The following is a 26,892-nucleotide window of genomic DNA, read 5'->3' as shown; positions in this document are numbered from 1 at the left end:
TCTGAAGTCAATGTATGCACCAGGCGATATAATATTTTATCATCAAATCAATGGCATTAAACATCTCAACCTGCTATTCCTGTCCATACCGCTGGTCACTCCTTATTTACAGCCCCACGATTTATTCGTCTGGTTTGCCTTTCCATTAGGAATATGGCCCATTTTATCTACCTTGACGTTTGTGATGTTGCCTCATTGGGGCGCCAGTGGGTTGCGATGGCTGGCGCTGTTCCCACTTATGCTTTATATTTATTACCTGGTTCGTCCTTCAGGTTCAATATCCCTGGTGTTTTTAAACCCCGCCAGTTCAGTAACCGTAAGGGCCTTCGTTGACCCAGGTCATACTTTAGACATCCAAGAAGAAAATGGGGAACTTAATACCGAGGTTGATGAATAAACTGCCCTACCTTCCTTTGTCCCAACGTGACCCAGCACAACGCTGGTTATGGATTTTCGTTGGGTTCAATTTACTTATCGCTCTGTTCATCTTTGACGATTATGGTTTTGCCTGGGATGAGCCGCTTTTTTATGCCTATGGGGATGCTGTAGATTATGCATATTCCATCACCGCGCGTTTGAGCGGGGATTTTGACCTGGAGCGCGCCTATGGCCCGAGCGCAACCGATCACAAATATTACGGCCCGGCTTACCTGCTCCTGGGGCGCCCGCTCATAGACACCCTGCGCGCACTGCCCACTCAGGGCGTTCATCGCGATGAGTGGTGGCACCTGGTCAATTTCTTCACCTTTCAGCTCGGCACTATCGGCTTTTATTTCCTGGCGCGGCGCTGGATGAGCGGATGGGCTGCCCTGGGAGCCGCGGCACTCTTTGCTACCCAACCGGTCCTATGGGGGCATGGATTCATCAACCCCAAAGATATGCCCTTCATGGTCTTCTTCATTCTAGCCATTAACGCCGGCTTGAACTGGGTGGATCGGCTGATAGCACCTTCATCGCCACCGCCGGCAGAGATATCCCCTGAAACCGCGTTACCTCAACGGCGGCTGACAGTCTGGCACACAGCCGTGTTGGTGATTGCAACCTGTCTTGCTGCCACTTATCTCCTGGCAGGGTGGCTCCATCAATGGCTGCGCGAGGTGATTACCACGGCTTATTACGCTGAACCGACAACGCTGTTGGGGCGGCTGTTCCTCATCATTGCAGCGCGGGCGCCTGAAACCCCACCCGAAGCTTATATCAACAAAGCCTGGGTACTCTTTGTGCGCCTGCGGACGGGGCTCACGGTGCTGATCACGCCGCTTCTCACCCACACCTTTTTGAGCCTGATCTGGCCAGCGGAGATGCAACGTCTGAGTTCGGAAGTACGCGCCCGCTTGACCCCATTACCGCGTTGGCCGCGGTGGCAAGACCCTGGTGCCTCGCCAGCCGAAAAGCGCCATTATGTCCTTTGGCTTGGGGTGGGGGCAGTACTGCTGGGACTTCTCACCTCGATTCGCGTCCTGGGGCCGTTAGCCGGGGCGCTGGTCGGGCTTTATTTTTTACTCCAACCCTACCCCCGTTCGTGGAAACCCTTGCTCCTTTACGCTCTGGTCGCAGCGGGGGTAACTTACCTCACCTGGCCCTTCCTTTGGGATAATCCCATCGCCCGCCTGATTGAAGTGGCACGCCACATGGCCAATAACCCCCACATTCTGCCGGTGCTCTTTAACGGCCAGGTTTATCCCTCCAATCAGTTGCCTCGCAGTTATTTGCCTACCCTTCTGGAACTCACGTTGACCGAGCCGGTATGGCCGCTGGTAGTGCTTGGCATCGGAGTGGGCGGGGTACGCTTTTGGCACCGCCAGTTGGAGTGGCGTTCCTTTGCATTGGTCTGTCTCTGGCTCATCCTGCCTCTGGGCTATGTCCTGCTCCGCCGCCCGCCTATGTATGATGGCTATCGCCATTTTCTTTTCCTGGTGCCGCCGCTCTTCCTTCTGGCCGGCCTGGGTCTGGATGCCTTATTAACCTGGCTGCGCCATCGCTGGCTGCGCTTAGGGCTGAGCCTGTTGATTCTTGCTCCGGGGATATTCGCTCTGGTCCGGCTACACCCTTACCAGTACACCTATTACAACACCCTCATTGGCGGCACCGGTGGCGCCTTTCGACGTTATGAAACCGATTACTGGCTGACCTGTTACAAAGAGACGATGCATTTGATCAACCAGGAAGCCCAAAACCATCCCGTAACCGTGTTTGTCCTGCGTCAACCCCAGATTGCGCGCCGCTACGCCGGTGCCAATGTTACTGTGGAGGGTTTTGACCCGGCGAATGACACCACGTATCCGGGTAGCCTGCTTCTGCTCATTACCCGTTATAATCAAGACCTGACCAACCATCCCGACGACCCGGTGCGTTTTACGGTTGGGCGGGCTGGCGCGCTATTCTGTGTGGTTAAAACGGTGGGGGGAGGAAGGATTTCCCCATGAAACCACGTGTGTGGGAACGGAACGGTATTTTCATTGCCGCGCTGATCGTGCTCGGGTTGATCGGGGGCTGGCTGGTGGTGACGGCTACCCCTTATGGCATGGGATTGGTCAACGACTCAGCCGTGTATATTGGAGGCGCGCGTAATTTGCTCGCCGGGCGGGGCTATATGCGCCTTTCCGGTGATATAGGGCTCAAACCGATCACCCATTTTCCACCCCTCTTTTCGCTCATGCTGATGTTAACGTCCCTGATCACCCACACCGACCCCTTGCAAGCGGCGCGCATCTTACTTCCCTTGCTTTTCGGTTTTAACATTGTGCTTTTTGGCCTTTGGATGCGCCTGTTGAGCCAACGCAACGATTTGGGGCTGCTGGCCGCTGCCCTGTGGGCGTTCTCGGATTGGGGTCTGAATCTCCACACCTATACGTTGAGCGAACCGCTCTTTTTCACCTTTTTATTGCTGGCTTTGATCACCTGGCACCTCTCTCATCGTTCGCCTCAGTCCCCCTGGGCTGTGCTCAACGGCTTAGCCACCGGTTTAGCCTACCTGACGCGCTATGCCGGCGCGGCCTTGCTGGCAACGTTCGGTTTATTGTGGATCGGGCAGACTGTACGAGACCGACGCTGGAATCACTTGGGGCGATGGTTCCTGGGCGCCTTGCCGTTACCGGTGCTCTGGACACTTTACACCTGGCAGGTGGGTGAAACGGTGGGCAACCGGCAAATCGCCTGGCATCCGATCAGCCTGGAAACCTTACGGCACGGTCTTCAGAACAGTCTGAACGCTTTTGCGCCAGACTGGCTGATCCGCCTGTTTCCACCTTTAGGGAGCGTTTTTTCAGGCTTAGGGTTGCTGGCATACGTGCTTGTCATCATTGCCGCAAGTCTCGGGTTTCGGCAATTGTGGAAAGCCTGGCCAGAAGTTGCTTTACCACCCTGGCTGGCACCGGTGCTGTTTGTGCTTATATACTGGCTGTTTCTCATTGTCTCGGTGAGCCTGTGGGATGCCAGCATCCCGATCAACGATCGTATCCTCTCTCCGGTCTATCTGATGTTTTTGGCATTGGGGGTCACTGGTATGGGTTGGGCTTTGACCTCTCCACGCCAGGTAGCGCGTCGGATTGCCCTGGTTGGGTTAATCGTCTGGATGCCGTTATTGGTATGGGATGGAATCACGACCGCCCAAATGCTGCGTCAGGAAGGCCAGGGCTTTGCCCACCGTGGGGTGCAGACAACCCGTTTATGGCCAATGCTCCAAGAACTACCCCCTGAGACATATATTTACAGTGATCGTCCGGCCATCATTCACCTTTATGCCCGGCGCCCCTGTTTGCCTCTCCCCACCCCCATAGACCCGGTGCAGGATCAGCCCCGCGCGGACTATGCCGCCGACCTGGCCGAGATGAAAGCGCGCATCCAGGCCGGTCAGGCTGTGCTGGTATTATTCGATCTGCACCGCAGCGGCAATCCGGACCGACTAGCCGAGGTCACGGCCAGTTTGGGCGAGCCGCAAGAAGTGGATTTTGTGTGGGTGTGGGGGATAACCCCTCTCCACTAAGAGGACTCCATCCTCTCCATCTCCGCATAGAGGGGGCGCAGGCGGTCGTAGAGGCGGCAATAAATCCGATGGTAAAGATCATTATAGCGCCGATGATGCTCGGAAATAGGTTCAAAGCGCTTGCCCGGCCGGGTCATCGTCTGCACGGCGGTGGCGAAATCGGGGTGTAAACCCAGCCCTACCGCTACCACCATGGCCGCCCCCAGCCCCGAGGCTTCATAAACATGAGGACGCGCTGCCGGCAGGCCAAAAATATCCGCCGTCAGTTGCATGGCGGTTTCGCTCTGGCTACCGCCCCCCGCCACGCGCAACTCGCGAATGGGTACCCGCGTTCGCCGTACAATCCGCTCACTCCCCTCGCGCAGCGCATAGGCCACCCCTTCCAGAATGGCCCGATACAGATGCGCCCGCGTATGTAAGTCGCGAAAACCGATCACCGCCCCACGCGCCTCAGGGCCGGGTTCTTTGAGCCCCGGCGACCAGTAAGGCTGCAAGATCAACCCATCCGAGCCGGGCGGCACCGCATTGACCAGGCGATCAAACAACATCTCGGGCTCTTGCCCTTGTGCCTGGGCCTGGGCCTCTTCCGGTTGGCCAAACTGCTGGCGGAACCAGCTCACCATCCAGTAACCGCGATAGACCTGGACTTCCAGGCTGTAGGCACCCGGCACCGCCGAAGGGTAAGGGGGTATAAGTGGTGTTACTTCGAGATACCGCTGCGACGTGACGTTGATTGTGGCGGTGGTCCCATAACTCAGGCAGGCCAGATCCGGCGTCAGGCAGCCGCTTCCCAGCACTTCACAGGCTTTATCTGCCGCAGTAGCGATCAAGGGCAGCCCAGCCGGGATACCCGTCGCCGTGGCGGCTTCAGGCGTAATGTGGCCGAGCACCTCGCCCGGGTGGCGCAATGGGGGAAGAGCTTCACGTGGCAAGGGCACCACCTGCCATTTCCAATCCCACGCCGCTGCCCAAGCCTGCTTCTTATAATCAAAAGGCAAATAGCCCACCTGACAACCGGTCGAATCCACCAGATCCCCCACCAGACGGTAGGTCAGGTAACCCGAGAGCAACACGTACTTGTGAGTTTGGGCCCAAATTTCGGGCTGATGGGTGCGAATCCACGAGGCCTCAGCCTCGGCTTGAAGATACCTGACCGTGGCTGTCATCCCGCTGAGGCGAAAAGCCAATCCCCATAACCCGCCAATGGGCTTGAGCCCCTGTGTGCGCCGTTGGTCCATCCACACAATGGCCGGGCGTAATGGACGTAGATTACGATCCAGGTTGAGCACCGTGGCACGCTGGGTCGTCAGTCCTACCCCACGAATACGGGTCTTATCCACACCTGGCTGCTGCCACAACTTCTGACAAGCCGCACATATCGCCTGCCAGAAGACTTCAGGATCCTGCTCGGCCCAGCCCGGCGCGACTGAATAATAGGGCTCAATCTTTTGCTGCCCTTTGGCGAGCAAGTTGCCCTGCAAATCGAATAACAAGGCACGGGCGCTTTGGGTGCCCATGTCAATCGCCAAGATGGTGGGTTCGCTCATGGTGACCTCGCTAGACCTTACCCCAACGTTTTTCGGCTTGCTCCGGGATCATATCCAGACCCAGCGTACCCCCGGGATTGAGAATATGGTGGGGGTCAAAGTAATCCTTCAGAGCCTGTAAAACCCCCCGGCTCGTGGTATCCAGTTGCTCCATTAGCCAGGGTGCGGTTTGCTTACCCACCCCATGGTGATGACTAACGGCCGCCCCACTGGTGGAAATGGCTTCAATCAGGGCATATTGTACATCGAGATAGTCGCTAATGGAGATAAAGGGCAGGATGAAGATGAAATACAGGTTAGCCCCTTGCGGATAAACGTGCGAGATGTGGGTCATGACCAGTGGTACGCCGCAGTTTCGGGCTGTTGTGCGCACTTCCTGATAGATAACCGGGAGTTGCCCCCAGGTGCCGGCGCATTCGAGGGTATCAATGATGACCCCGAAATCCAACAAATCCTCGCGTAAGTAGGGATCGCGAAATCGCTCGCGTTCCCAGCGTTGGGTAATTGGTAGCAGGCTGAGGTTCAAGCCCCCATGATCCCCACAAACGGCCCGAATATGCCGCTGCAGGTTGGCCGTAAAACCACGTTCCCCATCACACGAGCCGATCAGCAGACACCGTTCCCAAGGGCGGTACCCTAGGCGGCTCAAAAAGCCATCTACCGGCGTTCCGGCCAGGCCGTACATGTGCATGGCTACTTCGGTCTCATCTCCATCCGAAAGGCGAAAGATTGAGGGGGCACCGGCTTCGGATTGCAGAATCTCCCGCATGGCCGCCTGCCCCTGCTCCCAAGATTTGAAGAAGAAGGCAAAGCGGCGGGTGTTCTCTGGCTGATAGCGAAAAACGCGCAGGGTCGCATGCAACAGCACCCCATACGCCCCTTCGCTTCCGATCATGATCTGATCCAGATCCGGGCCGATGGCAGCGCGAGGATAAGGAGGCGTCCTCAAACGCCCCACCGGGGTCGCATAATCCTGTGCCAGTACCAGGTCTTCAATCTTGCCGTAATAGGTCGAATTCTGCCCGGCAGAGCGGGTGACCACCCATCCCCCCAGGCTGGAATACTCAAACGATTGCGGAAAATGCCCACACGTATAGCGGCGCTTCGCTCCAAAGCGCTGTGGCGCCTCATTGAGCGCTTTCTCCAAGTCCGGCCCACGAATGCCCGCTTCTGCCGTGACGGTCTGATCCGTCTCATTGAAGTCCAAAATACGATTCAAATGACGGCTTAAGTCCAGGGTGATCCCCCCTTGCACCGCCTCGCGCCCGCGAGTAACGGTCGAGCCGCCGCCATAGACGTAAAGCGGAATGCGATAGGAATGACAATAGGCTACCACGGCCTGCACATCTTCCACCGTGCGTGGCGCTAACACCGCGGCGGGCAGGTTTTCTAGGATGCCCAAGCGCAAACGCAACTGATCCACCATGCCCGCGCCATAGGATGCCCGCACCCGGCTGAAGGTATCGCACCGCAGATTTTCAGCTCCGACCATGTCGGCCAGGGCCCTGAGATGTTGTTCTGCGAACGAAGGGGGTGGCAATTCAGGCACCGGCTCCAAACCAAGCCATTGGGGAGAGGGATCGGTTTTCAGGCGAACGCCCAGGCGTTCCTGCAAAAGACGGATCAGACCCGCGTTGGGGTGTTTAAAAGTGTGCAGGTCACCCCACTTGAAAATGGCACGAAATGATCCCGGCGGGGGTGGCGTTTCAATCCAACGTGGGGTAGAGCCATAGACAGGGCACATAAGCAACCTCCTGAGACGTTATCCAGTGGGGCATGGACTGTAAAAACGCCACCAGATCTCGCGGTAGGCATGGACCTCTGCTTCCCAGCGCGCATCCTCCCAGCCCAATTCAGGTTGAATCAGGTTGCGTAGAACATCAAGATGATCCAAACCGCCGTTGGGCAACAACAACCCCAAGCGCACACGCCGCAGCAGCAAGTCGTCCAAATGAACAACCCCCTCATGCCTTGCGGCCCAGCGCACCTCCGCCCATAAATTGGGCAGGGTAGGAATGGGCTGCAGTTCGTTTGTCGGCATCTCGTCTAAAAACTGCAGGATCTCCGGCCCAAGCCGCCCGGCCAGGTAAGCCAGCGTTTCAAAGTCCAGGTCCGGCGCCGGAGCTTCCAACGGCACAGGAGAGAAAAACGCCTTCGCCCCACGGGGTTTCGCGGGCAGGCTTAGATAACCCGACGCTGCGCGCAAGGTGTCGTACGCCATGCGGCGGAAGGTGGTCAACTTGCCCCCGGTGATGGTAATCAGCCCGTGCTCATCCCACACACTATGAGCACGGGATTCTTTGGAAGGATGCTCGGCGCCACTGCGAATGATCGGGCGCAGGCCGGCGAACGTGGCTAGGATATCCTCTGCCCCGGCCTCCACGCGTGGGAAAATGATACGCAAGGCTTCCAACAGGTAATCTATCTCTTCCGCCGTGGCGAAGGGTTCACAATCCTCCCACTCCGGCGGATGGTCGAGATCGGTGGTGCCTAGCAGCGTAACCCCCTCCCAGGGGATGGCAAACATGGCCCGGCGATCATGCGGGTGCAGCAGGGTTACGGCTTCGCCCAGCGGGAACTTGGCCCGCGGGAAGACTAAATGGCTGCCACGGGTACGGCGCAAGCGCGGCGTGCCCCCGACCTCGCGACGCAGGCTATCGGTCCATGGTCCGGTCGCGTTGATCACCACGCGCGCCCGCACCTCGACGGTGCGTCCGTGTGGATCAGCCTCATCCCGCACTACGGCACCGTAGACCTGGCCGTTGGCCATACGTAAAAGCCCCACTGCACGCGCATACGAAAGTGCCGTCGCACCCGCCTGAACTGCCTCGCGCAGCAGACGCAGCACCAGGCGCGAGTCATCTACCCGGGCATCGCCGTAATACACCCCTCCCAGCAATCCCTCCGGGTTAAGCCAGGGGCAACGCGTTAGCACTGCCTGGGGCGAAAGCGTCCCATGTTGCCAGCGCAACGCCATACCATCGTAAATAAGGACCCCAATTTGAAATTGCCGCAGCGAGGCGCGATAGTGCGGATAAACCGGTAGCACAAACGGCAGTGGCGTCACCAGGTGCGGGGCTGCGCGTAGCAACCACTCCCGCTCGCGCACGGATTCATAAGTCACATTGTACTGGCGGTTACGCAGGTAGCGAAAGCCGCCATGCACCAATTTGGACGAACGGCTCGAGGTGCCAAAAGAAAAATCACGGGCTTCAATCAGCACCGCCTGCAAACCATAGAGCGTACACAAGCGCAACAGCCCGGCGCCGGTCACCCCGCCCCCGATAATGAGAACATCCCAGGGGCGATCCAACACCGACCAGACGGCATCACGCCATCCGCGAGACCACATTGCAACCTCCTGAAGGATGAAATTGGGAATGAACGGAGAAAAACAGATCAGGGCAGGCTATCGCCAGTGGTAGCAACGGCGTCCCACAAGCGGATGCTTTCCAGCATTACCGCACGGGTAAGGGCCTCGGCGGCTTCGGGTTGATTCTGCAGTGCATACTGCCGTAATCCCTCGTAATACGCCCGGGAACGGGCGCGTGCTACGGCATGGTTAAAATAGCGCCGTGCCATGGTCAGGTAGAGGTCATGAAAGCCATTGAGGATGAGGGTGAAGACCGGGTTGCCCGAAAGAACAGTGAGGGTGTGGTGCAATTGCCAATCCCCACTGGCAAAGGCTTCGGCTTCATCCGGTAAGGTGCATAAGCGAGCGAGGAGATCTTCAACCTCCTCCCGGGCACGTTCGAAGGCGAGGCGGCAATAGGCCGGGGCTAATAAAACGCGCACCTGGAGCAAATTGGGGATAAAAGAGGGGGGAAGCGCTTCAGGATGGTTAATCAGCGCATTGAGGATATTCAGATTACCCTCGCGCCAGTAATCGCGCACCCGCGTGGGCTTGCCGTGATGAATCTCGAGCCAGCCATCGCGGGCCAAGCGTTGCAGGGCTTCGCGCAGAGTGGGGCGGGTGACGCCCAAACGGGTGGCAAGGTCGCGTTCATTGGGTAACGTGCTACCGGGGGGAAAGACACCGCTAAGGATAGCTTCGATCAAACGATTTTCGGCCAGTTCCGCCGGGCGCGGGGGTGGGGGCGACCAATCCATGGACACTCCAACAAGAGGTAAGAGGTCATACCAGTTTTAGTATAGCAAATCTGAACTCGAAATACAAGTAGTTTTTGATATACTTGAGAACAAAATCCCTTCAATTTTGACGGCCAAGGTTTTGGTATCCGAATTGGTTTCCCACCCCTCGCAAGTCGCCCTCGTTATCCCGGTTTTTAACGAAGAAACCGTTGTAGCGGCTTTTCACCAGCGTTTACGCGCGGTTATTGATCCTCTCCCCTACTCATTTTCAATTTACTACGTCAACGATGGTTCTACCGATGGCACCCAAGCAGTACTTGAAGCGCTGGTCGAGGGCGATTCTCGTGTCACCGTGGTGGAATTGAGCCGCAATTTCGGCCATCAGGCGGCATTGACCGCCGGGCTGGATCAGGCCGAAGCCGAATGGGTGATCAGTATGGATGGTGACGGCGAACATCCGCCCGAACTCATCCCCGAGATGCTGGCGCTGGCCGCCCAGGGCTACGAGGTGGTGCTGGCCCAACGGCAAGAACCACAACAAGCAGGCTGGTTCAAGCGCTGGACTTCAGAAGCGTTCTACCGCCTGATCAATCGTATTGCGTCCACGCCGATCCCGCCGGGGGTTTCAGATTTTCGCTTGCTCCACCACCAAGTGGTCGAAGCCCTGCGCCAGATGCGCGAATATCATCGCTTCTTGCGCGGCATGGTAGGCTGGATGGGCTTTCGCACCGTGATCCTGCCCTATACACCAGCCCCGCGCCTGGGTGGGCATTCTCATTACTCCTTTCAAAAAATGCTGCGCCTGGCATTCAATGCCATCTTCTCTTTTTCGTTAGTCCCTTTGTATATCGGCATTTCGCTGGGGGGGGTATTTCTTCTCCTGGCGCTTCTAGAAGCCCTCTACGTCCTAAGTTTTTGGCTGACCGGGCGCCAGGCCAGTTTAGCACCGGGTTGGTCATCGTTGATGTTCGTCCTGCTTTTTGTCGGCGGCTCGCTGATGATCATGCTGGGTATCATCGGCCTATATGTGGGCTATATCTTCCAAGAAGTCAAAGAGCGCCCAATTTATCTGATCCGGCGGGTGATCTCCCATTCCCCATCCTCTCGTCAAAACCCGTAAGCCCATGGTACGACGCAATCTAGCCGCATGGCTTTCCCATCCGATCACCTTTCCATTAACCCTTTTTCTTCTGCTAGTCTTGGCCTATGGGCTTTTCTTACCCTGGCTGGGGTTCTACTGGGACGACCTGCCTATGCTGTGGATCGGCAAGACTTATGGTGCGGAAGGGTTGAAAGCTTATTTTGCCACCAAACGTCCCTTCTGGGGCTTGCTGTACCAGATCTCAATGACGTTCTTGGGCACGCCCCCTTGGCAATGGCAACTGTATGCCTTCTTCTGGCGTTGGCTGGCCGGGGTTATGCTGTGGCTGACCTTACGCCAGGCTCGCCCCCAGCAACCCACTGAAGCCGCCTGGATCGCGCTGGCCTTCAGCCTCTATCCCGGCTTTGGTCAGCAGCCTATCAGCATTGTCTACAGCCATTTTTTCATCGTCCTCACCGCCTTCTTCGGTTCGTTGTACGCCTCGCTCCGTGCCATCCGCACACCCACTCACCGCTGGTATTGGCACAGCCTAGGACTCGGGCTGAGTGCTATTAACCTGCTCAGTATGGAGTATTTCTTCCTGCTCGACCTGTTGCGCCCGCTCTTGTTGGTCCAAGCCTTCACCAGCACGGGCATGCAACGCTGGCGCCACGCCCTGCGCCACAGCCTACCGTATCTCATCCTATTTGTAAGCATCGCGCTCTGGCGGGCGTTCTTCTTCCCTTACCAAACTTATAATTACCAGCCCCATGTCCTAACCGCTCTGGCCGCTCAACCTCTGACCGCCATCGGGCACGTGATCTCTCGGATTCTGAACGATAGCTTACTCGCAGGTTTGTTGGTATGGTTTTATCCCCTCCAGCGCCTCACGATGTTACCGACTGCCGGCCCACGCACACTGATCTTTACCCTAGTTGCGCTTGCCGCCGCCCTGGGTATCCTTTTCATCCTGGCACGGCGGGCCTGGCGTCTAACGCCGCCCCCGCGATTAAGCCAGCGTTGGCAAGCAACGCGCCCGTGGCTAGTGCTGGGAAGTGCGGGGCTACTGCTGGCCGGGTGGCCCTTCTGGCTTACCGATTTGCCGGTTCACTTTGACTTTCCTTATGACCGGTTCACCCTGCCCTTTATGCTCGGTGCCACTTGTCTTTTGGTGGGGATAGTACGTTTGCTACCCGGCTCACTACCCACAGCCTTCCTGGTCGTCGCGTTAGGATTGGCCACCGCGGCTCAGACCCAAAACAGCGGCGATTACCGCCGCGATTGGGAAGTACAGCGGGCCTTGTTTTGGCAAATGGCCTGGCGCATCCCGGCCCTCAAGCCCGGCACTACCATCGTGATGCAAGGGTTGCCGTTGCGCTATTACAGCGACAATTCGCTCACCGCCCCGCTCAACTGGATTTATGCACCTGAAAATCATACCTCACGAATGGATTATCTGCTGATAGATCTGGACGTGCGTCGTTCGCATTGGGCATTGCAATCCGGCATCGCCCACCAACCGGTGCAGTTAGATTATTTAGCCGCAATGTTTACCGGCAGCACCGATCAGGTCTTAGTGCTTTACTACCAACCTCCTGCCTGTCTGCGGGTCGTGGATCCTGCCCTGGAAGCCGATAACCTCTTCCTCCCTCCGCGCCTGCGCCATGTAGCCGTCCGAATCAGCGCGCCCGACCAAATCGAGACCGCAGCGAACACTCCCACCCTACCCTCTTTCTTCGCCCCTGAACCACCTCACGGCTGGTGCTATTATTACGAACAGGCTGATTTAGCCCGCCAGCGCCGAGATTGGGAAACCGTGGTCGCCCTGGCCGAAACCGCCTTCGCCCTGGGCGATTACCCCAACGACCCCGCCGAACGGTTACCTTTCATCGAGGGCTATGCCCACACCGGGCAATGGGAAGCTGCCCTAACCCAAAGCCTGGAAGCAGCGCGAGTGGCTCCGACCATGCATGGCGTAGTATGTCGCCTGTGGGAACGCTTGTTATGCGAAACCCCACTCAGCCCACAGCGAGAGCAGGCTCATGAAGCCCTGCTGCAGGAAATTCCCTGTCCCTGATTGAGCATAGCGGGCAAAATCGTCTATAATCATCCTCATGTGACGACATTCATCTACCTCAAGGAGGCGTATGAAAATCCTCGTCAGCGGCGGCGCCGGTTACATCGGGAGCACCATTTGCTCAGCTCTGTTGGATGCCGGCCATACCCCCATCATCCTGGATAATCTCTCCACCGGACGGGTGGAATTCACCCGTGGGCGCATCTTTTACCCCGGCGACATCGCCGATGTTGCCCTCTTGGAGCGCATTTTCCAGGAGCACCCCGATATTCATGCCACCATCCACTGCGCGGCCTTGATCGTCGTGCCCGAATCCATGGAAAAGCCCTACGAGTACTACCGCGAGAATGTTGGCAAATCCATTGAGTTCTTTTATCACCTGCACCGCCTGGGGTGCCAGCGGGTCGTGTTCAGTTCCTCGGCTTCGCTCTACGATGTGGTCCCGGGCTTCATGGTGCGCGAGGATTCCCCGCTCAAGCCTTCCAGCCCCTACGCCCGCACCAAATATATGATGGAAATGATCTTGCGGGATTATTGTGTGAGCTATGGTATGTACGGCATTGCCCTGCGCTACTTCAACCCCATCGGCGCCGACCCCCAACTGCGCAGTGGCATCCACGTGGAAAACCCCACCCACGTGCTGGGCCGGATGGTGGACACCGCACTGGGTAAATACCCTTATTTCGAGATCACCGGCACCAACTGGCCCACCCGTGATGGCACCGGCATCCGCGATTACATCCACGTCTGGGATTTGGCCCAGGCGCATCTGGCCGCCGTGTTGGACTTTGACGCCGTGTTTGAGCGTGCCGGCAATCCGCCGGATCGCTACCTGGTCATCAACCTGGGTACCGGACGCGGTGTCACCGTGCGCGAACTCCTAGATGCCTTCCAGAAGGTGATTGGGCGGCAGATCCCAGTGCGCGAAGCCCCACCCCGCCCCGGCGATATTGCGGGTTCCTATGCCAATGCGGATACCGCCGAGCGTTTGTTGGGTTGGAAGGCACAACTTTCCATTGAAGACGGCATCCGTGATGCCCTGCGTTGGGCGGAAAAGCGCAAGGAAATTTTGCAATCAACGCCCCTACCCCCCTAATCGGATCCAGACAAAACTCTTAACATTCTACTTACAGTTGCCTTACAAATCGCCTTGCACACTTAATCCGCAAGGGGGTAATTTGGTTTGTTTAATACACCCTGGTATATAATAATACTAACTTTTACGCCCACTGTTATTATCAAATCTTATACGTTAAGCCTTTACAAAAATTTTTCGCCTTGCGGATGGGTTCTAGGCCAATGAAGTAGTTACAATGAGGCTCCCCACAGGGTAGGTGGGCCTTTCAAAGCCCATCCCTTATCTTCTCCTCCCTTTCGCATCCGAGGTGAATGCGGATCACAAAAGCCGTGGAGGACGCTAATGTCAAGGTCACTTTTCGCCTTCCTCTTCCGATTTTTGATCGTGTTGGTTTTGATGGGGCTCCCCATCCTCTCACCAGGCCTGCCCAGCCCTCGGCCACCGGTCGTTTATGCAGCACCTATTGAACGCCCATCCATGAACATTCCGCCGGCCATCGCACTTAGCGTCCCAGCCACGGCTTTCATCGGGGATACTGTTGCCTTCACCGTCACCTTCGACAACCCCGATCCCAGCGATCCTGGCTATGGCCCCATCATTGATCTCATTATTCCCACCAACGGCGCGGACGGTGCCCCCACCCCCGATGGCCTGACCTTCGTCAGCGCCACCTATTTGGGGGTGAACGTTGAACACACTCTGATCCCTGTGCCGGGCAGTGGCTGTATCACCCATCCTTACATCAAGAATTCGAGCGGCGCCTATATCCAGGTGTGCGGCCTGACGCCGGGTGATACCTTTGTTGCCCTGCGCCTGCCCTTCGGCTCTTTCACCCCGGCTCAGCCGCCCGCGACGGTGGATGTCACCGTCAGCATGAGCAACCTGGCGGATCTGGGCACTCCGCTCACCATCCAGGCGCGCGGCGGCTACCAGTTCGGCTACGACCCGCTGGATAACTGGTGCTGCGGCGACAATCCCAGCCTCACGCTGAGCGGCTGGACGAGTAGCAGCGTTACCCCCATCCTCTTCACCCTCTCCAAATCCTACAACGGCCCGGAAGATGAGACCGCCACCGGCCCCAACTTCCCGCGCCGCTACACCGTCACCGCTCAGATTGCCCCTGGCCAGACGATGACTTCCTTCACCCTGACCGACACTTTGCCGGATAACATGCAGTTCGTCAGCCTGGTCAGCACCAGCCCGAGCGGGGCTTCGTGCACGCTTCCTTCCACCAGCACGCCCGGCGGGGCGCTCTCCTGCGCCTTCGCCTCGGTCAGCGGCACGGTGACGATGACCTTCGAGTACTTCATCCCGCTGCGCGACGCCGGCAGCGCCTCGGTGATTGACCCCGTCAGCGGCGATGACGTTACCTCCTGCAACAACGCCAGCGGCGGCGGGACGTGGACTCCCCTCGACCCGCGCGACACCGGCGGGACATTCACCCAGGACCTCGCCGGCTGCGAACACACCCTGACCGATAAATCCATCGCCATCCAGAAAGCGGTCAGCGTGGTGGGCGGCGGACAGCCCGCCCCTGGCAAGTACCTGGAATACACCCTCGACTTCCAGGTCTCCGATTTCTTCGCCTTCCAGAACGTGGTGGTCACCGATGTCCTCTCGGATGGCCAGCACTTTGACCCCACGTTTACGCCGACTTTGACGTTCAATGGCAGCGGTGGCTTGACCTATAGTGGCTCCTTTGTTTCGGCCAATTACGATGTCGCCTGTCACTACACCGGCGGTGGTGCTGAATGCGAAACCAACTCAGGGCCGTTTGACGGCTCCACCACCCTCGTTTTCCGCGTCTCGGATCAACTGGGTGGAAACGGCAAACTCATCGGCGGCTGCGTACCAACCACAGGCACCGGCGGGGGCGACCCGAATTGCGGCTCCTACAATGACGGCCCCACCACCGGCCGCATCGTCTTCCGCACCCTCATCCAGCAAAACTTCACCGACACCTACCCCTCCGGCGACCCTAGTGTGGACCAGGGCGATACCCTGACGGATAATGTCACCATCAGCGGTGACCTCCTCTCCACAACAGACGCCTCCACCCCCACCGGTCAGAGCGAAGTGGACAACTCAGCGGCCTCGGTGCAGATTGGCCGCGGCGCCTTGACCAAATCCATCTACGCCGTCAACGGCTCGACATCCTTCCCCACCCCGGTGGAAGTCAAACCCGGCGATACGGTCACCTACCGCCTGACCTACACCCTGCCCACCGGCGACGTGGAAAACCTGGTCTTCGACGACTACCTGCCCCTGCCCGTCTTCCACGTAAACGATCCCGACGAAGACGGGGCGCCTGGCCCGGCCTGGACCTTCTCCACCAGTGGGGGGATCCCCTCTCCGGGCGTGGCGACTTTTGGCCCCGCCGACACGTTCTACGCCTATTCGGGCATTGTCCCTACCACCTCCAGCAACACCGCCAACAACCGCCTGAATTTCTTCTACGGCAACTTCGATGGCACGAACGAGCAACCCTACACGGTGGACATCCTCTTCACCGTTACGGTCTCGGATGATCCCTTCGCCGACCGCCTCTACCTGACCAACCAGGCACAGGCTTTCGAAGGCTCCACCAACGCTGGCACGGCTGATGCCAAAGCCATCGTGCAGATTATCCTCACCGAGCCACTGCTGGTGATGACGAAGGGCGTGATCTGGACGAGCAACAGCAATGGCGTCTTCAACCCGAATCCGCCCGGCCCGGTGACCTTCCTGCCGCCTTCCAGCAGCCCGCGCTGGAGCGGGACGATCAACTCTAGCAACCTGGCTTCTACGCCCATCAACAGCAACCTGAGCAACGTGGACGCCGGCGACCTTGTCACCTTCGCCATCGTCATTGAAAACCTAGGCTCTAGCGGCAACGGCGCCTTCGATATTCGCCTGAAAGACGACCTGCCGCCCGGCTTCGTCATCCCCGGCAGCGGCTTGAACCTGCAGGTCTACCGCGGCGATGGCAGCGCGTTAGGTCACACCGACCTGGGCGGCGGCCTCTTCGGCAGCGGCATTGAAATCACTGATCCCGGCCCAGCCGAAGGCGCCAGCCAGAAATATGACCCCAATAACGGTAAGAACATCGTCGTCATCACCTACGATCTGGAACTGGCTTCCACCGTCCAGGGTGGCCAGCAACTCATCAACACCGCCACCCTGTTCAACTACGCCGGTTCCGAAGGCGGCCCCGATCACACCGCCAATGACCTGACCGATACCGCCCAGGTGCAGGTGCGCTACGACGGCCTGGGCAAGACCTTCACCACCGAAATCAACAACGCCTACAACGGCCTCACCCAGGTGGTCATCGGCGAATTCGTGGATTACACCCTCACCCTCACCGTCCACGAAGGCGTGATGCCCAACGTCACCCTGGAAGAGAGCTTGCCCGCCGGCATGGCCTTCGTGGATTGCTTGAGCATCACGGCTTCCTCTGACCTTTCCACCGACCTGAGCGGCGGATTCAGCGCCGCCTGCAACGACCCGACCAACCCGAACGTCACCTCGCCCGGGCAGAACTTCACGTTTACTTTAGGCACCATCACCAACGCCAACCGCGATAACAGCGTGGACGAGACCATCCAAATCGTCTTCCGCGCCGTGGTGCTGAACGTGAGCGGCAACCAGGCGGGCACCAGCCTCATTAACCGCGCCACGTTGAAGATTGATGGCGGCGCCGGCGGCACGGCCATCGTCAATTCTTCCCCGGCCACGGTCATCGAACCCGTCATCACCACCGCCAAGAGCGTCTCCCCGACCACCGCCGATGCCGGCGATACCGTCACTTTCACCGTCACCCTGAGCAACCCGGCCAGCGGCTCCACCACCGCCTACGATGTGGCCTGGAGCGATACGGTGCCGGCCGGCCTGACCTATGTCACTGGCTCGCTGGCTTTGGGCGCCTGCACCGCCTCCACCCCACCGACGCTGAGCGATGCGGGCGCGCCGACGCTCACCGCCAGCGGCGGCCTGTTCCAGCCAGGCGAGTCCTGCACCATCACCTTCCAGGCCACGGTGGATTACTCCGTCGCCCCCGGCCAGAGTATCACCAACACCGCCGCCACCACCTGGACCAGTCTCGCCGGCGCGGTGAGCGACCGCTCCACCTACAACGCCGATTCCGATGAACGCACCGGCGCCGACGGCGTGGGCGGTCCGCTGAACGACTACGCTTCGCAGGGCAGCGCCGCGGTGACCATCAACGCCGTAACGCCGCAGAAGTCCCTGATCGCCACCTCCGAAGCCCACACGGGCGTGGTGAGCGGCACCGAGCGCGTGGCCATCGGCGAAATTGTGCGTTACCGCCTGGTGGTGCAACTTCCCGAAGGCACCAGCCCAAACTTCCAGATTCAAGACCTTCTGCCAACCGGCCTGACTTACCTAGACGACGGCACAGCTCGCCTAGCCCTGCTTTCGAATGGCGCACCGATCAACTCCACCGAGCCAAGTGGGAGCACCCTGGGCCTGGCACTGGGCAATGGCCCCTTTGGTAGCGGCCCCTGGGTCAACGGAAACGATCCCACCCTGGTCACGCCCACCTTCGTCTTACCCGACCAAAACGTTGGATCAAGCAACTCCCTGACTTCTGATCCGGATAGTTACACCACCGGCGTCGCCCCCTACTTCAAACTCGGCACGCTGACCAACAATGACAGCGACGCGGACGGCGAATACGTCATCCTTGAGTTCAACGCCCTGGTGGACAACACCACCAGCGGCAGCAACGACGCCGGGGATGACCGCGTGAACAATTTCCGTGTCTACATCAATGGGGTGCAGAACGGCAGCGCCTCGAACAACGTCACCGTGCGCATCGCCGAACCCCTGCTCACGCTCAACAAAGCCCTCGCCACCGCCCCCAGCGACGCCGGCGATGCCATCACCTACACCCTGACCATCGCCGCTGCCTCGGGCGACGACCGCGCCACCGCCTTCGACCTGAATCTGAGCGACACCCTCGACCCTTACTTGACGATCAGCAGCGTTAACCTTGCTACGACACAAACATCGCCGTGCGTGGGGAATGGGAGCGGAAGCACCCCATTCACCGCAAATTACTCCTGGTCTGGTTCCCCCACCACGGTCACAATCACCGCCACCTGCCTCGATCCGGGCAATACCCTGACGGCGACCATTACCGCGACGGTCAATGCCAACCTCCCTGCGGGCTACACCCTCCCCAACACCGCCACCCTGACCTACACCTCCCTGCCCGGCACGGGTACCTCGCCTAACCCCACCGGCTCTACCACACCGGGTGGCAGCGGCGCCGGCAACGGCGAGCGGGATGGCTCCGGCGGCACCATCAATGACTATGCCGCCTCCAGCAGCGTGAATACGCCCCTCGCTGCGCCCGCCATTGACAAACGCCCGCCGACGCCCGCCAGCGCGCCCATCGGCGCTACCGTTACCTTCCCCATCCTGGTTACCCTGCCGGAAGGCATCACCCAGAACCTGACGGTGGTGGATAACCTGCCGGTGGGCCTGGTTTATGTCAGCCATTCTATCGTCACCAGCGCGGCGGCCAGCGGCGGATTGCTCGCAGCCGACTACAACGACGCCCTCCCCGCGCCCACCGTCACCGCCCCCGGCGGCAGCGGCGACGACCTCACCCTGGCCTTCGGCGATGTCACCACCGCGGCGGACAACGTGACGAACAACAATGCCTTCGTCATTTTCGTCACCGCCCGCGTCAACAACGAAATCGGCAACCAGAACGGCACCACGCTGGCGAACACCGCTTCCCTGAGCTACACCGATCCGGACACCGGCCTCACCCCCATCGCTGACCCCACCCCCGAAAGCGTCACCGTCCTCGAACCCGAACTGAATATCGCCAAATCCGCCGACGACACCACCCCGGCCTACGGGCAGACCCTCACCTACACCCTCACCCTCAGCCACCTGGCCACCAGCACCTCCCCAGCCTACGACATCGTCGTCACCGACACCATCCCCGCCGGCCTGACGTATGTGTCTGGCTCCATCACCGCGCCCATCGGCTGGACCGCCAACGCTTCCGCCGCGCCGACCCTCACCTGGACCTGCGCCGCGCCCTGCTCCCTGCCGGTGGGGGATACCGCCACGCTCACCTACCAGGTCACCGTAAATGGCCCGCCCGGCCCGCCGAACATCGGTGACACCCTGACCAACACCGCCGCCATGACCTGGACTTCGCTGGACGGCACGGATGCCAACGAGCGCACCGGCTCCGGTGGCGTGAACGACTACGCCGATAGCGCTTCCGAATCGGTCACCGTGACCTATCCTGACCTGACCATCACCAAGACCGATGGACAGGCGACCTACATCCCCGGTGTGTCACTCACCTACACCATCGTCGTCAGCAACGTAGGCAACGGCGATGCCACCGGCGCCACGGTGAGCGATGCTATCCCAGCGCAAATCACCTCCTGGAGTTGGGCCTGCACCGCCCAGAGCGGCGGCGCCAGCGGCTGCGACCCCTATAGCGGCAACGGAAACTTCACCGATACGGTGAACCTGCCCGCCGGTTCCTCCATCACCTACACCGTCACCGCCCAGACCGATCCGGCCGCCACCACCAACCTGACCAACACCGCCACCGTCACCCCGCCGAGTGGCATCACCGACCCGACCCCGGGCGATAACACCGCGACCGATACCGATACCCCCACCCCGCAGGCCGACCTCTCCGTCACCAAAGACGACGGCATGACCCAATACGTCCCCGGCAGCACGCTGACCTACACCATCACCGTCAGCAATGCCGGCCCCAGCAACGCCCCCGGCGCGCTGGTCACCGATACCATCCCGGCGCAATTCACCTCCTGGACGTGGGTCTGCTCCGGCAGCACGGGCGGCGCCAGCGGCTGCGATGGCTACGGCCCCGGCAACGCGAACTTCAGCGATACCGTTGACCTGCCCGCCGGCTCCTCCATTACCTACACCATCACGGTGACCATCCCCTCCTCGGCCACGGGTGACCTGGTCAACACCGCCTCCATCACGCCGCCGACCGGCGTCACGGACACGGATACCACCAACAACACTGCCAGCGACACCGACACGCAGAACTCCCAGGCGGCCATCTCAGTCACCAAAGACGACGGGGTGACGGAATACATCCCTGGCAGCACGCTGACTTATACCATCACCGTCACCAACGCCGGCCCCAGCGATGCCCTGGGCGTGAGCGTGAGCGACAACATCCCGCCCCAGTTCACCTCCTGGACGTGGACATGTGTCACCACGGGCGGCGCGACTTGCACTGGCTCCGGCGGCGCCATCAACACGAACTTCAGCGACACGGTAGACATGCCCGCCGGTTCCTCCATCACCTACACCGTCGTCGCTCAGGTGGCCTCCTCCGCCACGGGCGGCCTGACCAATACCGTCACCATCTCCCACCCGGCCGATACCACCTCCGGCGACAACACCGCCAGCGACACCGACACGCCCAACTACCAGGCCGATCTCTACGTCACCAAGACGGATGGCTCGCTCACCTACACCCCCGGCGTGGGCGTGACCTACACCGTGGTGGTCGGCAACAACGGTCCCAGCGATGTGAGCGGCGCCGTGCTGAGCGACAACCTCCCCAGCCAGGCCACCTCCTGGACGTGGGTCTGCTCCGGCAGCACGGGCGGCGCCAGCGGCTGCGATGGCTACGGCCCCGGCAACGCGAACTTCAGCGATACCGTTGACCTGCCCGCCGGCTCCTCCATTACCTACACCATCACGGTGACCATCCCCTCCTCGGCCACGGGTGACCTGGTCAACACCGCCTCCATCACGCCGCCGACCGGCGTCACGGACACGGATACCACCAACAACACTGCCAGCGACACCGACACGCAGAACTCCCAGGCGGCCATCTCAGTCACCAAAGACGACGGGGTGACGGAATACATCCCTGGCAGCACGCTGACTTATACCATCACCGTCACCAACGCCGGCCCCAGCGATGCCCTGGGCGTGAGCGTGAGCGACAACATCCCGCCCCAGTTCACCTCCTGGACGTGGACATGTGTCACCACGGGCGGCGCGACTTGCACTGGCTCCGGCGGCGCCATCAACACGAACTTCAGCGACACGGTAGACATGCCCGCCGGTTCCTCCATCACCTACACCGTCGTCGCTCAGGTGGCCTCCTCCGCCACGGGCGGCCTGACCAATACCGTCACCATCTCCCACCCGGCCGATACCACCTCCGGCGACAACACCGCCAGCGATACCGATACCGCCAACCCGCAGGCCGACCTCTCCGTCACCAAAGATGACGGCGTGACCGTGGTCGCCCCTGGCACCACCCTTACCTACACCATCATCGTCAGCAACGCCGGGCCGAGCGATGCCCTGGGCGCGACCGTCAGCGACCTCAAACCAGCCCAGATCGACACCTGGGATTGGGCCTGCACTGCCCTAAGCGGCGGCGCCAGCGGCTGCGACCCCTATAGCGGCAGCGGGAACTTCACCGATACGGTGAACTTGCCCGCCGGCGCCTCCATCACCTACACCGTCACCGCCCATGTTGCGGCAGGCGCTAGCGGCACGCTCACAAACAATGTCACCATCACACCGCCCGACGGCGTGGACGAGACCAACCCCACCAACAACGCAGATGATGATGTGGATACCGTCCTCACGACCCCCACCGGCGACCTGACCAAATCCCTCTTTACTACCAACCAGGACTTTACCGTCGCTTCCTCCGTCGCTATCGGCGAGATCCTTACTTATGAGGTCACCTTCACCGTCCCGGCCGGCGGCACACTGCCGAACCTGACCCTGACCGACATCCTAGATCGCGGCTTGGCCTTTGTGAAGTGCCTTGGCGTCACGCCTTCCTCCACCGACATCACCACCACCTTGCCAGGTGGCTTCAGCGCGGCTTGCAATGACCCAACCAACCCGACTGTTCAAACCGAACCGACAGTCAGCTCCAATCCATCCGACGCCGGTCGCCGCATTACCTTCAACCTCGGTGATGTCAGTAACAGCGGCGCGACTGACAGCACAGTCACAATTCAATACACTGCCGTCGTACTCAACACCATTGAGAACCAAGATGGCGTAGCCGTAAATAATCAAGCCACTCTTACCTGGGCTAGTGGCACATTGGAAACCACCGCACCTGAAGTGACTGTGCTTGAGCCAGACCTTGAACTTAATAAGACGGCTTCTCCAACTGTAGCTCCACCCGGCACGATCATCACCTTCACTCTGACGTTACGTCACACCTCAGATAGCCACACCGATGCCTTCGATGTGATCGTCGAAGACACCCTACCCGTTGGTCTGACCTATATCCCCGGTTCACTCACCATTGTCCATGGACCAGCAGGTGGGGTGATAGACGACAGCGCTGCGCCTGATCTAAAGATCTCCTGGCCTGTGTTCCCACTTGTAAGCGAAGGCAAACCCACAGAGGCAGTGGTGCAATTTAAGGCTACTTTGGGTAACCTCGATCCGGGCCAGAAGATAACCAACACGGCTTGGCTCACCTGGAGCAGCCTACCCGGCGATGTGACACGTCCTCAATCGCCTTACAACATTACCTCAACCGAACGTTTCTATGATCCAGACAGTCGGGTCAATACCTACGGTGTTTCCGCTCAGGCGATCGTTTCTGCACCTGAATTGCCCTCAACGGGGTTCGCTCCGGCGCGGTTGACGCCTTTACCCCAACAACCTCAATTCTATGCTTACCAGCCTTTGAGCCATATCTGGTTGGAAATTCCAAAAATAAACTTGCACGCGCCAATCATTGGCATCCCTCTTAATGAGACCATTGGATGGGATTTGACCTGGCTCTCATCCCAGGTCGGATGGCTAGAGGGCACCGCCTTCCCCACCTGGAAGGGCAATTCAGCCTTGACTGCCCACGTTTACCTGGCAAACGGTCAACCTGGTCCTTTCTTCAACCTGCATACCCTTTATTGGGGCGATCAGATTATTGTACACCTTGGCAACCAGCGCTACATCTACGAAGTCAGAGAGGTGCGTCGGGTATGGCCAGATGACCTCTCTATCCTGCGCCATGAAAAGTTCCCATGGCTGACCCTAATTACCTGCCAAGGTTACGACCCTGAGATAAACGGTTATCAATATCGTTTAGCTGTACGTGCTGTACAAGTCAAAATTGAGCCAGAGCCATAGATACAGTCCGTTTAATGAGCCTCTGTCATCCAGCGCAACGAAAAAGATCGCCAGCACTAGCGGTCTTTTTCAAAACCATATCTTTGGTCCTTAGCAGGTGAAGGTACTTGATAAAAATCTACAACCCGCCCGCTGAGGCGCGATTCCTCAGCCGCAAAGGCCAGGCGGTGGCTCTCCAGCGCCTCGCGGGCCGCCTGACGTACCTCAGGCGGGTTGCCGCCGGCACGCACGCAAGCTACAAAATGCGCCATCAGCCCCATATCTCCACCACCATGGCCCTGCCCGGGAGGCGGGCTGGTATCGTAGGTACGGCGAGAGAGCGAACGGTGTTCTTCCACCTGAATCCACCCGCCGCCGTTACCCATCATGGCTAACAGACGCCCGCGCGTGCCTTCAATGCGGGTGGAGCGGTGCTCAATATGAGAATGCCCATGCATGGTCAGCGTGACCGTGCTGCCAGCGCTGAAGAGCATGCTCACTACCTGGTGATCGACCACGTCGTTATCGCAATGATAGACGCAACGTCCATATGGCCCGCTGCGGAGTGCTTCTAGGATGGCCTCAGGGGTGGGGTCAAGGGCCAGTACGGTCAGTGGCCAGCCGCGATACTCGGTGATCTGACGCAAATCAGGGTAAACCACGCTGAGCAGGCGCACCAACCATGGACGTTCTACCCACTGGCGCGTCGCCCAGCGAGCAATACCACGTGGTGCCGTCTCGGCGTAATTGTGCCAGAAAGGCTTCATCTCCAGGTAAATATAGGGCGCATAATAGGGGCAGGTTTGTGCTGCCGGACAACCATCCAGGCAGCGTTCCGGTGCACCGGGCGGGGCATTTTCAGCCCGGAAGTGCAACAGATTGCCCACGCTGTAGAGGCGCTGACAGCGTTGCCCCAAAACCCAGGGCAGCATATCTAGGTCATGGCAGCATTTGGCCAGGATCATCGGACTGGAAAGAGCGCTGTTGCGCCAGTTCCCGCGCACGTAAGAGTGCACCATGTGCCAGAAGGCGACGTTTTCGCGGTGATCCACATCCACCACATCACCCAAGACGCCCGATTGCACCATCTCACGTAATAATTGATAGTGACGGGTATAGCGCATCACATGTCCAACGTGCAACTGGCGCCCCACCGCTTCACTGGTGGCCACAATCACCTCGCACTCATCCAGGCGCGGGGCAAGGGGCTTTTCCAGCAAGACGTGATAACCCGCACGCAGGGCGGCCAGAGCGGGAGCCGTGTGTAGCGTATCTTGGGTGCAGATGAGCGCCGCATCGGCCATTTGAGGCTCATCCAACAGATCTTCCCAGGTCGAATACTGACGCTCGCGAGGAATATTGTGCTGGGCGGCAAAGCGGGCGCGGCGTTGCGGATCCGGCTCGGCCACCGCCACAAAGCGCAACTGATCCGGATGTTGCAGGGCATAAGGTGCATAGGCTTCGGCACCGCGCTGCCCAGCCCCGATGAGTACTGCTGTGACGGGTTGAACGGACATGACCAGGGCTCCTTTTCAAGGCTGTTTAGGTGGAATGATAAACTCACGACAAGTGGACTCGTGAGTTACGCCCTCATTATATAATTGAAATAGAAGAAGCAGCTGAGATTTTGGTATCTGATCTCCATTATGTTTTCGGATTTTCCCCACCGCCCCATGGAAAGTAACCGATCTCCTGACAATGTACTCATCCGTCCGGCGACCCCCAAGGATGCCCAAGGCATCGCCTGGGTGCATGTGGAAACCTGGCGCGCCGCCTATGCTGGCCTCATCCCGGCCAACGTCTTAGCCCAACTTTCCGTCGAACACGATGCTCAGCAGATCCGAGAAGGGATCACACACCCGCGCCCGAGGAGTTTTTGGTGGGTGGCCGAAAAAGCGGGGCGCATAGTGGGCTTTGCCAGTGGTGGGCCGGAACGAAGCGGGGACGAAATCTACCGGGGTGAAATTTATGCTCTGTATGTCCTGCCAACGTTCCAACGCCAGGGCATCGGCACGCGGCTTGTGCTCGCCTCGGTGCAGACTTTAATTCAAAACGGGTTGACCTCGATGCTGATCTGGGTCCTGGCCGATAACCACCCGGCCCGAGTATTTTATGCCCGCCTGTGGGGGCAACCAACACGGGAACAGACAATCACCCTCGGCGGCACCTCACTCCGGGAGGTCGGGTATGGGTGGGGGGATCTGACCACTTGGCCCGTGAGCCAGATGGTATGACGTGCAAATCATCCCCAAAGACATCGCCGGGCCAGGAGGCCCGGCGATCGCGTTCCACATGGGAGCAGTGCAACCCCTACACCCGGTAGCACGCCACGAGATGCCCGCCGCCCTTATCTTCCAGGGGCGGGTGGTCGTTATCCTCGCAGACTTTAGCCGCGATCGGGCAGCGCTCGTAAAAACGGCAACGCGGGGGCGGGTTGATCGGCTTGCTGATGCTCCCTTTGATCTCCGGCGCACCGCGCTTGAAGGTGGGATCCGGCACCGGCACCGCTGAGATCAAGGCCCGGGTATAGGGATGCAAGGGATGATGTAACACCTCTTCGGTCGGGCCGTATTCCACAATCTTGCCCATGTACATCACGGCCAACATGTCACTGGTGTAGCGCGCTACGGCCAGGTCATGGGTGATGTAGAGATAACTGACCTCAAGTTGCTGGGCCAGATCCATCATCAGATTCATGACCCCGGTGCGGATGGAGACGTCTAACATCGAGGTGGGCTCATCGGCCACGACAAAACTGGGGTTGATAACCAGGGCGCGCGCAATCGCCACGCGCTGGCGCTGCCCCCCCGAAAGTTCGTGCGGGTAACGGAACATAAATGAGGTGGCCGGGGTCAGCCCCACTTTCTCCAACATCGTGGCCACCATGATCTCACGGTCCAATACCGTGCC

14 protein-coding genes are annotated in these 26,892 nt (G+C 59.4%); 8 read left to right on the top strand and 6 right to left on the bottom strand.

What is annotated here, in order from left to right:
• The first annotated feature begins 10 nt into the window (after positions 1–10).
• From AC01YT_RS09045 to AC01YT_RS09035, 3 genes are read left to right on the top strand one after another with little or no spacing between them, the layout of a single operon-like run.
• The gene (locus AC01YT_RS09045; protein ID WP_476674735.1) at positions 11–397 is read left to right on the top strand and encodes a hypothetical protein; all 387 of its coding nucleotides are present in this window, start codon (positions 11–13) and stop codon (positions 395–397) included.
• On the top strand, positions 390–2,426 hold the full coding sequence (locus tag AC01YT_RS09040) for a hypothetical protein (protein ID WP_476674733.1): 2,037 nt from the start codon (positions 390–392) through the stop codon (positions 2,424–2,426). The genes AC01YT_RS09045 and AC01YT_RS09040 overlap by 8 nt, the downstream gene beginning before the upstream one ends.
• Complete coding sequence (locus tag AC01YT_RS09035) at positions 2,423–3,985, top strand: phospholipid carrier-dependent glycosyltransferase (RefSeq protein WP_476674731.1); 1,563 nt, start codon at positions 2,423–2,425, stop codon at positions 3,983–3,985. Before AC01YT_RS09040 ends, AC01YT_RS09035 begins: the two co-directional genes overlap by 4 nt.
• Here the strand turns inward: AC01YT_RS09035 and AC01YT_RS09030 are convergent.
• The 4 genes from AC01YT_RS09030 to fadR are packed head-to-tail and all read right to left on the bottom strand — an operon-like array spanning position 3,982 to position 9,642.
• Positions 3,982–5,532 carry an FGGY-family carbohydrate kinase gene (locus AC01YT_RS09030; protein WP_476674729.1) on the bottom strand — a complete coding sequence of 517 codons (1,551 nt, stop codon included), beginning with the start codon at positions 5,530–5,532 and terminating at the stop codon, positions 3,982–3,984. The genes AC01YT_RS09035 and AC01YT_RS09030 overlap by 4 nt on opposite strands.
• Before the next feature lie 10 nt (positions 5,533–5,542).
• Positions 5,543–7,276, bottom strand: a complete 1,734-nt coding sequence (locus AC01YT_RS09025; RefSeq protein WP_476674727.1) for an FAD-binding oxidoreductase — start codon at positions 7,274–7,276, stop codon at positions 5,543–5,545.
• Positions 7,277–7,294: 18 nt separating this feature from the next.
• On the bottom strand, positions 7,295–8,884 hold the full coding sequence (locus AC01YT_RS09020) for a glycerol-3-phosphate dehydrogenase/oxidase (protein ID WP_476674725.1): 1,590 nt from the start codon (positions 8,882–8,884) through the stop codon (positions 7,295–7,297).
• 47 nt (positions 8,885–8,931) lie between these two features.
• Positions 8,932–9,642, bottom strand: coding sequence for a fatty acid metabolism transcriptional regulator FadR (fadR, locus tag AC01YT_RS09015; protein WP_476674723.1), 711 nt, complete (start codon positions 9,640–9,642; stop codon positions 8,932–8,934).
• A 121-nt stretch (positions 9,643–9,763) separates the two neighbouring features.
• On the opposite strand from fadR, the gene AC01YT_RS09010 reads away from it, so the two are divergent.
• The 4 genes from AC01YT_RS09010 to AC01YT_RS08995 all read left to right on the top strand — a co-directional run bounded on the left by AC01YT_RS09010 (position 9,764) and on the right by AC01YT_RS08995 (position 24,003).
• Positions 9,764–10,744, top strand: coding sequence for a glycosyltransferase family 2 protein (locus AC01YT_RS09010; protein WP_476674721.1), 981 nt, complete (start codon positions 9,764–9,766; stop codon positions 10,742–10,744).
• Positions 10,745–10,748: 4 nt separating this feature from the next.
• Positions 10,749–12,782 (top strand): hypothetical protein, encoded by a 2,034-nt coding sequence (locus AC01YT_RS09005; protein WP_476674719.1) that lies wholly within the window; start codon positions 10,749–10,751, stop codon positions 12,780–12,782.
• 70 nt (positions 12,783–12,852) lie between these two features.
• Positions 12,853–13,878 (top strand): UDP-glucose 4-epimerase GalE, encoded by a 1,026-nt coding sequence (gene galE, locus AC01YT_RS09000; RefSeq protein ID WP_476674717.1) that lies wholly within the window; start codon positions 12,853–12,855, stop codon positions 13,876–13,878.
• A 459-nt stretch (positions 13,879–14,337) separates the two neighbouring features.
• Positions 14,338–24,003: a sortase gene (locus AC01YT_RS08995; protein WP_476674715.1), complete on the top strand. Its 9,666-nt coding sequence runs from the start codon at positions 14,338–14,340 to the stop codon at positions 24,001–24,003.
• A gap of 56 nt (positions 24,004–24,059) precedes the next feature.
• Here AC01YT_RS08995 and AC01YT_RS08990 read toward each other — a convergent pair whose 3' ends face one another.
• Positions 24,060–25,499, bottom strand: a complete 1,440-nt coding sequence (locus AC01YT_RS08990; protein ID WP_476674713.1) for a Gfo/Idh/MocA family protein — start codon at positions 25,497–25,499, stop codon at positions 24,060–24,062.
• Positions 25,500–25,655: 156 nt separating this feature from the next.
• On the opposite strand from AC01YT_RS08990, the gene AC01YT_RS08985 reads away from it, so the two are divergent.
• Complete coding sequence (locus AC01YT_RS08985) at positions 25,656–26,216, top strand: N-acetyltransferase family protein (RefSeq protein ID WP_476674711.1); 561 nt, start codon at positions 25,656–25,658, stop codon at positions 26,214–26,216.
• 76 nt (positions 26,217–26,292) lie between these two features.
• On the opposite strand, the gene AC01YT_RS08980 is transcribed toward AC01YT_RS08985, so the two are convergent.
• Positions 26,293–26,892, bottom strand: a 600-nt coding sequence (locus AC01YT_RS08980; protein WP_476674709.1) for an oligopeptide/dipeptide ABC transporter ATP-binding protein, incomplete at its 5' end; no start/stop codon positions are given.

The sequence above is a fragment of the Thermanaerothrix sp. genome, assembly GCF_056331585.1.
Note: the sequence above shows the minus strand (reverse complement) of the source record. Positions and strands in the feature narration are given on the sequence as shown.

Coding starts and splice junctions, on each gene's coding strand:
- AC01YT_RS09045 (WP_476674735.1), top strand. CDS start 11: ATGTATGCACCAGGCGATATAATATTTTATCATCAAATCAATGGCATT.
- AC01YT_RS09040 (WP_476674733.1), top strand. CDS start 390: ATGAATAAACTGCCCTACCTTCCTTTGTCCCAACGTGACCCAGCACAA.
- AC01YT_RS09035 (WP_476674731.1), top strand. CDS start 2,423: ATGAAACCACGTGTGTGGGAACGGAACGGTATTTTCATTGCCGCGCTG.
- AC01YT_RS09030 (WP_476674729.1), bottom strand. CDS start 5,532: ATGAGCGAACCCACCATCTTGGCGATTGACATGGGCACCCAAAGCGCC.
- AC01YT_RS09025 (WP_476674727.1), bottom strand. CDS start 7,276: ATGTGCCCTGTCTATGGCTCTACCCCACGTTGGATTGAAACGCCACCC.
- AC01YT_RS09020 (WP_476674725.1), bottom strand. CDS start 8,884: ATGTGGTCTCGCGGATGGCGTGATGCCGTCTGGTCGGTGTTGGATCGC.
- fadR (WP_476674723.1), bottom strand. CDS start 9,642: ATGGATTGGTCGCCCCCACCCCCGCGCCCGGCGGAACTGGCCGAAAAT.
- AC01YT_RS09005 (WP_476674719.1), top strand. CDS start 10,749: ATGGTACGACGCAATCTAGCCGCATGGCTTTCCCATCCGATCACCTTT.
- galE (WP_476674717.1), top strand. CDS start 12,853: ATGAAAATCCTCGTCAGCGGCGGCGCCGGTTACATCGGGAGCACCATT.
- AC01YT_RS08995 (WP_476674715.1), top strand. CDS start 14,338: ATGAACATTCCGCCGGCCATCGCACTTAGCGTCCCAGCCACGGCTTTC.
- AC01YT_RS08990 (WP_476674713.1), bottom strand. CDS start 25,499: ATGTCCGTTCAACCCGTCACAGCAGTACTCATCGGGGCTGGGCAGCGC.
- AC01YT_RS08985 (WP_476674711.1), top strand. CDS start 25,656: ATGGAAAGTAACCGATCTCCTGACAATGTACTCATCCGTCCGGCGACC.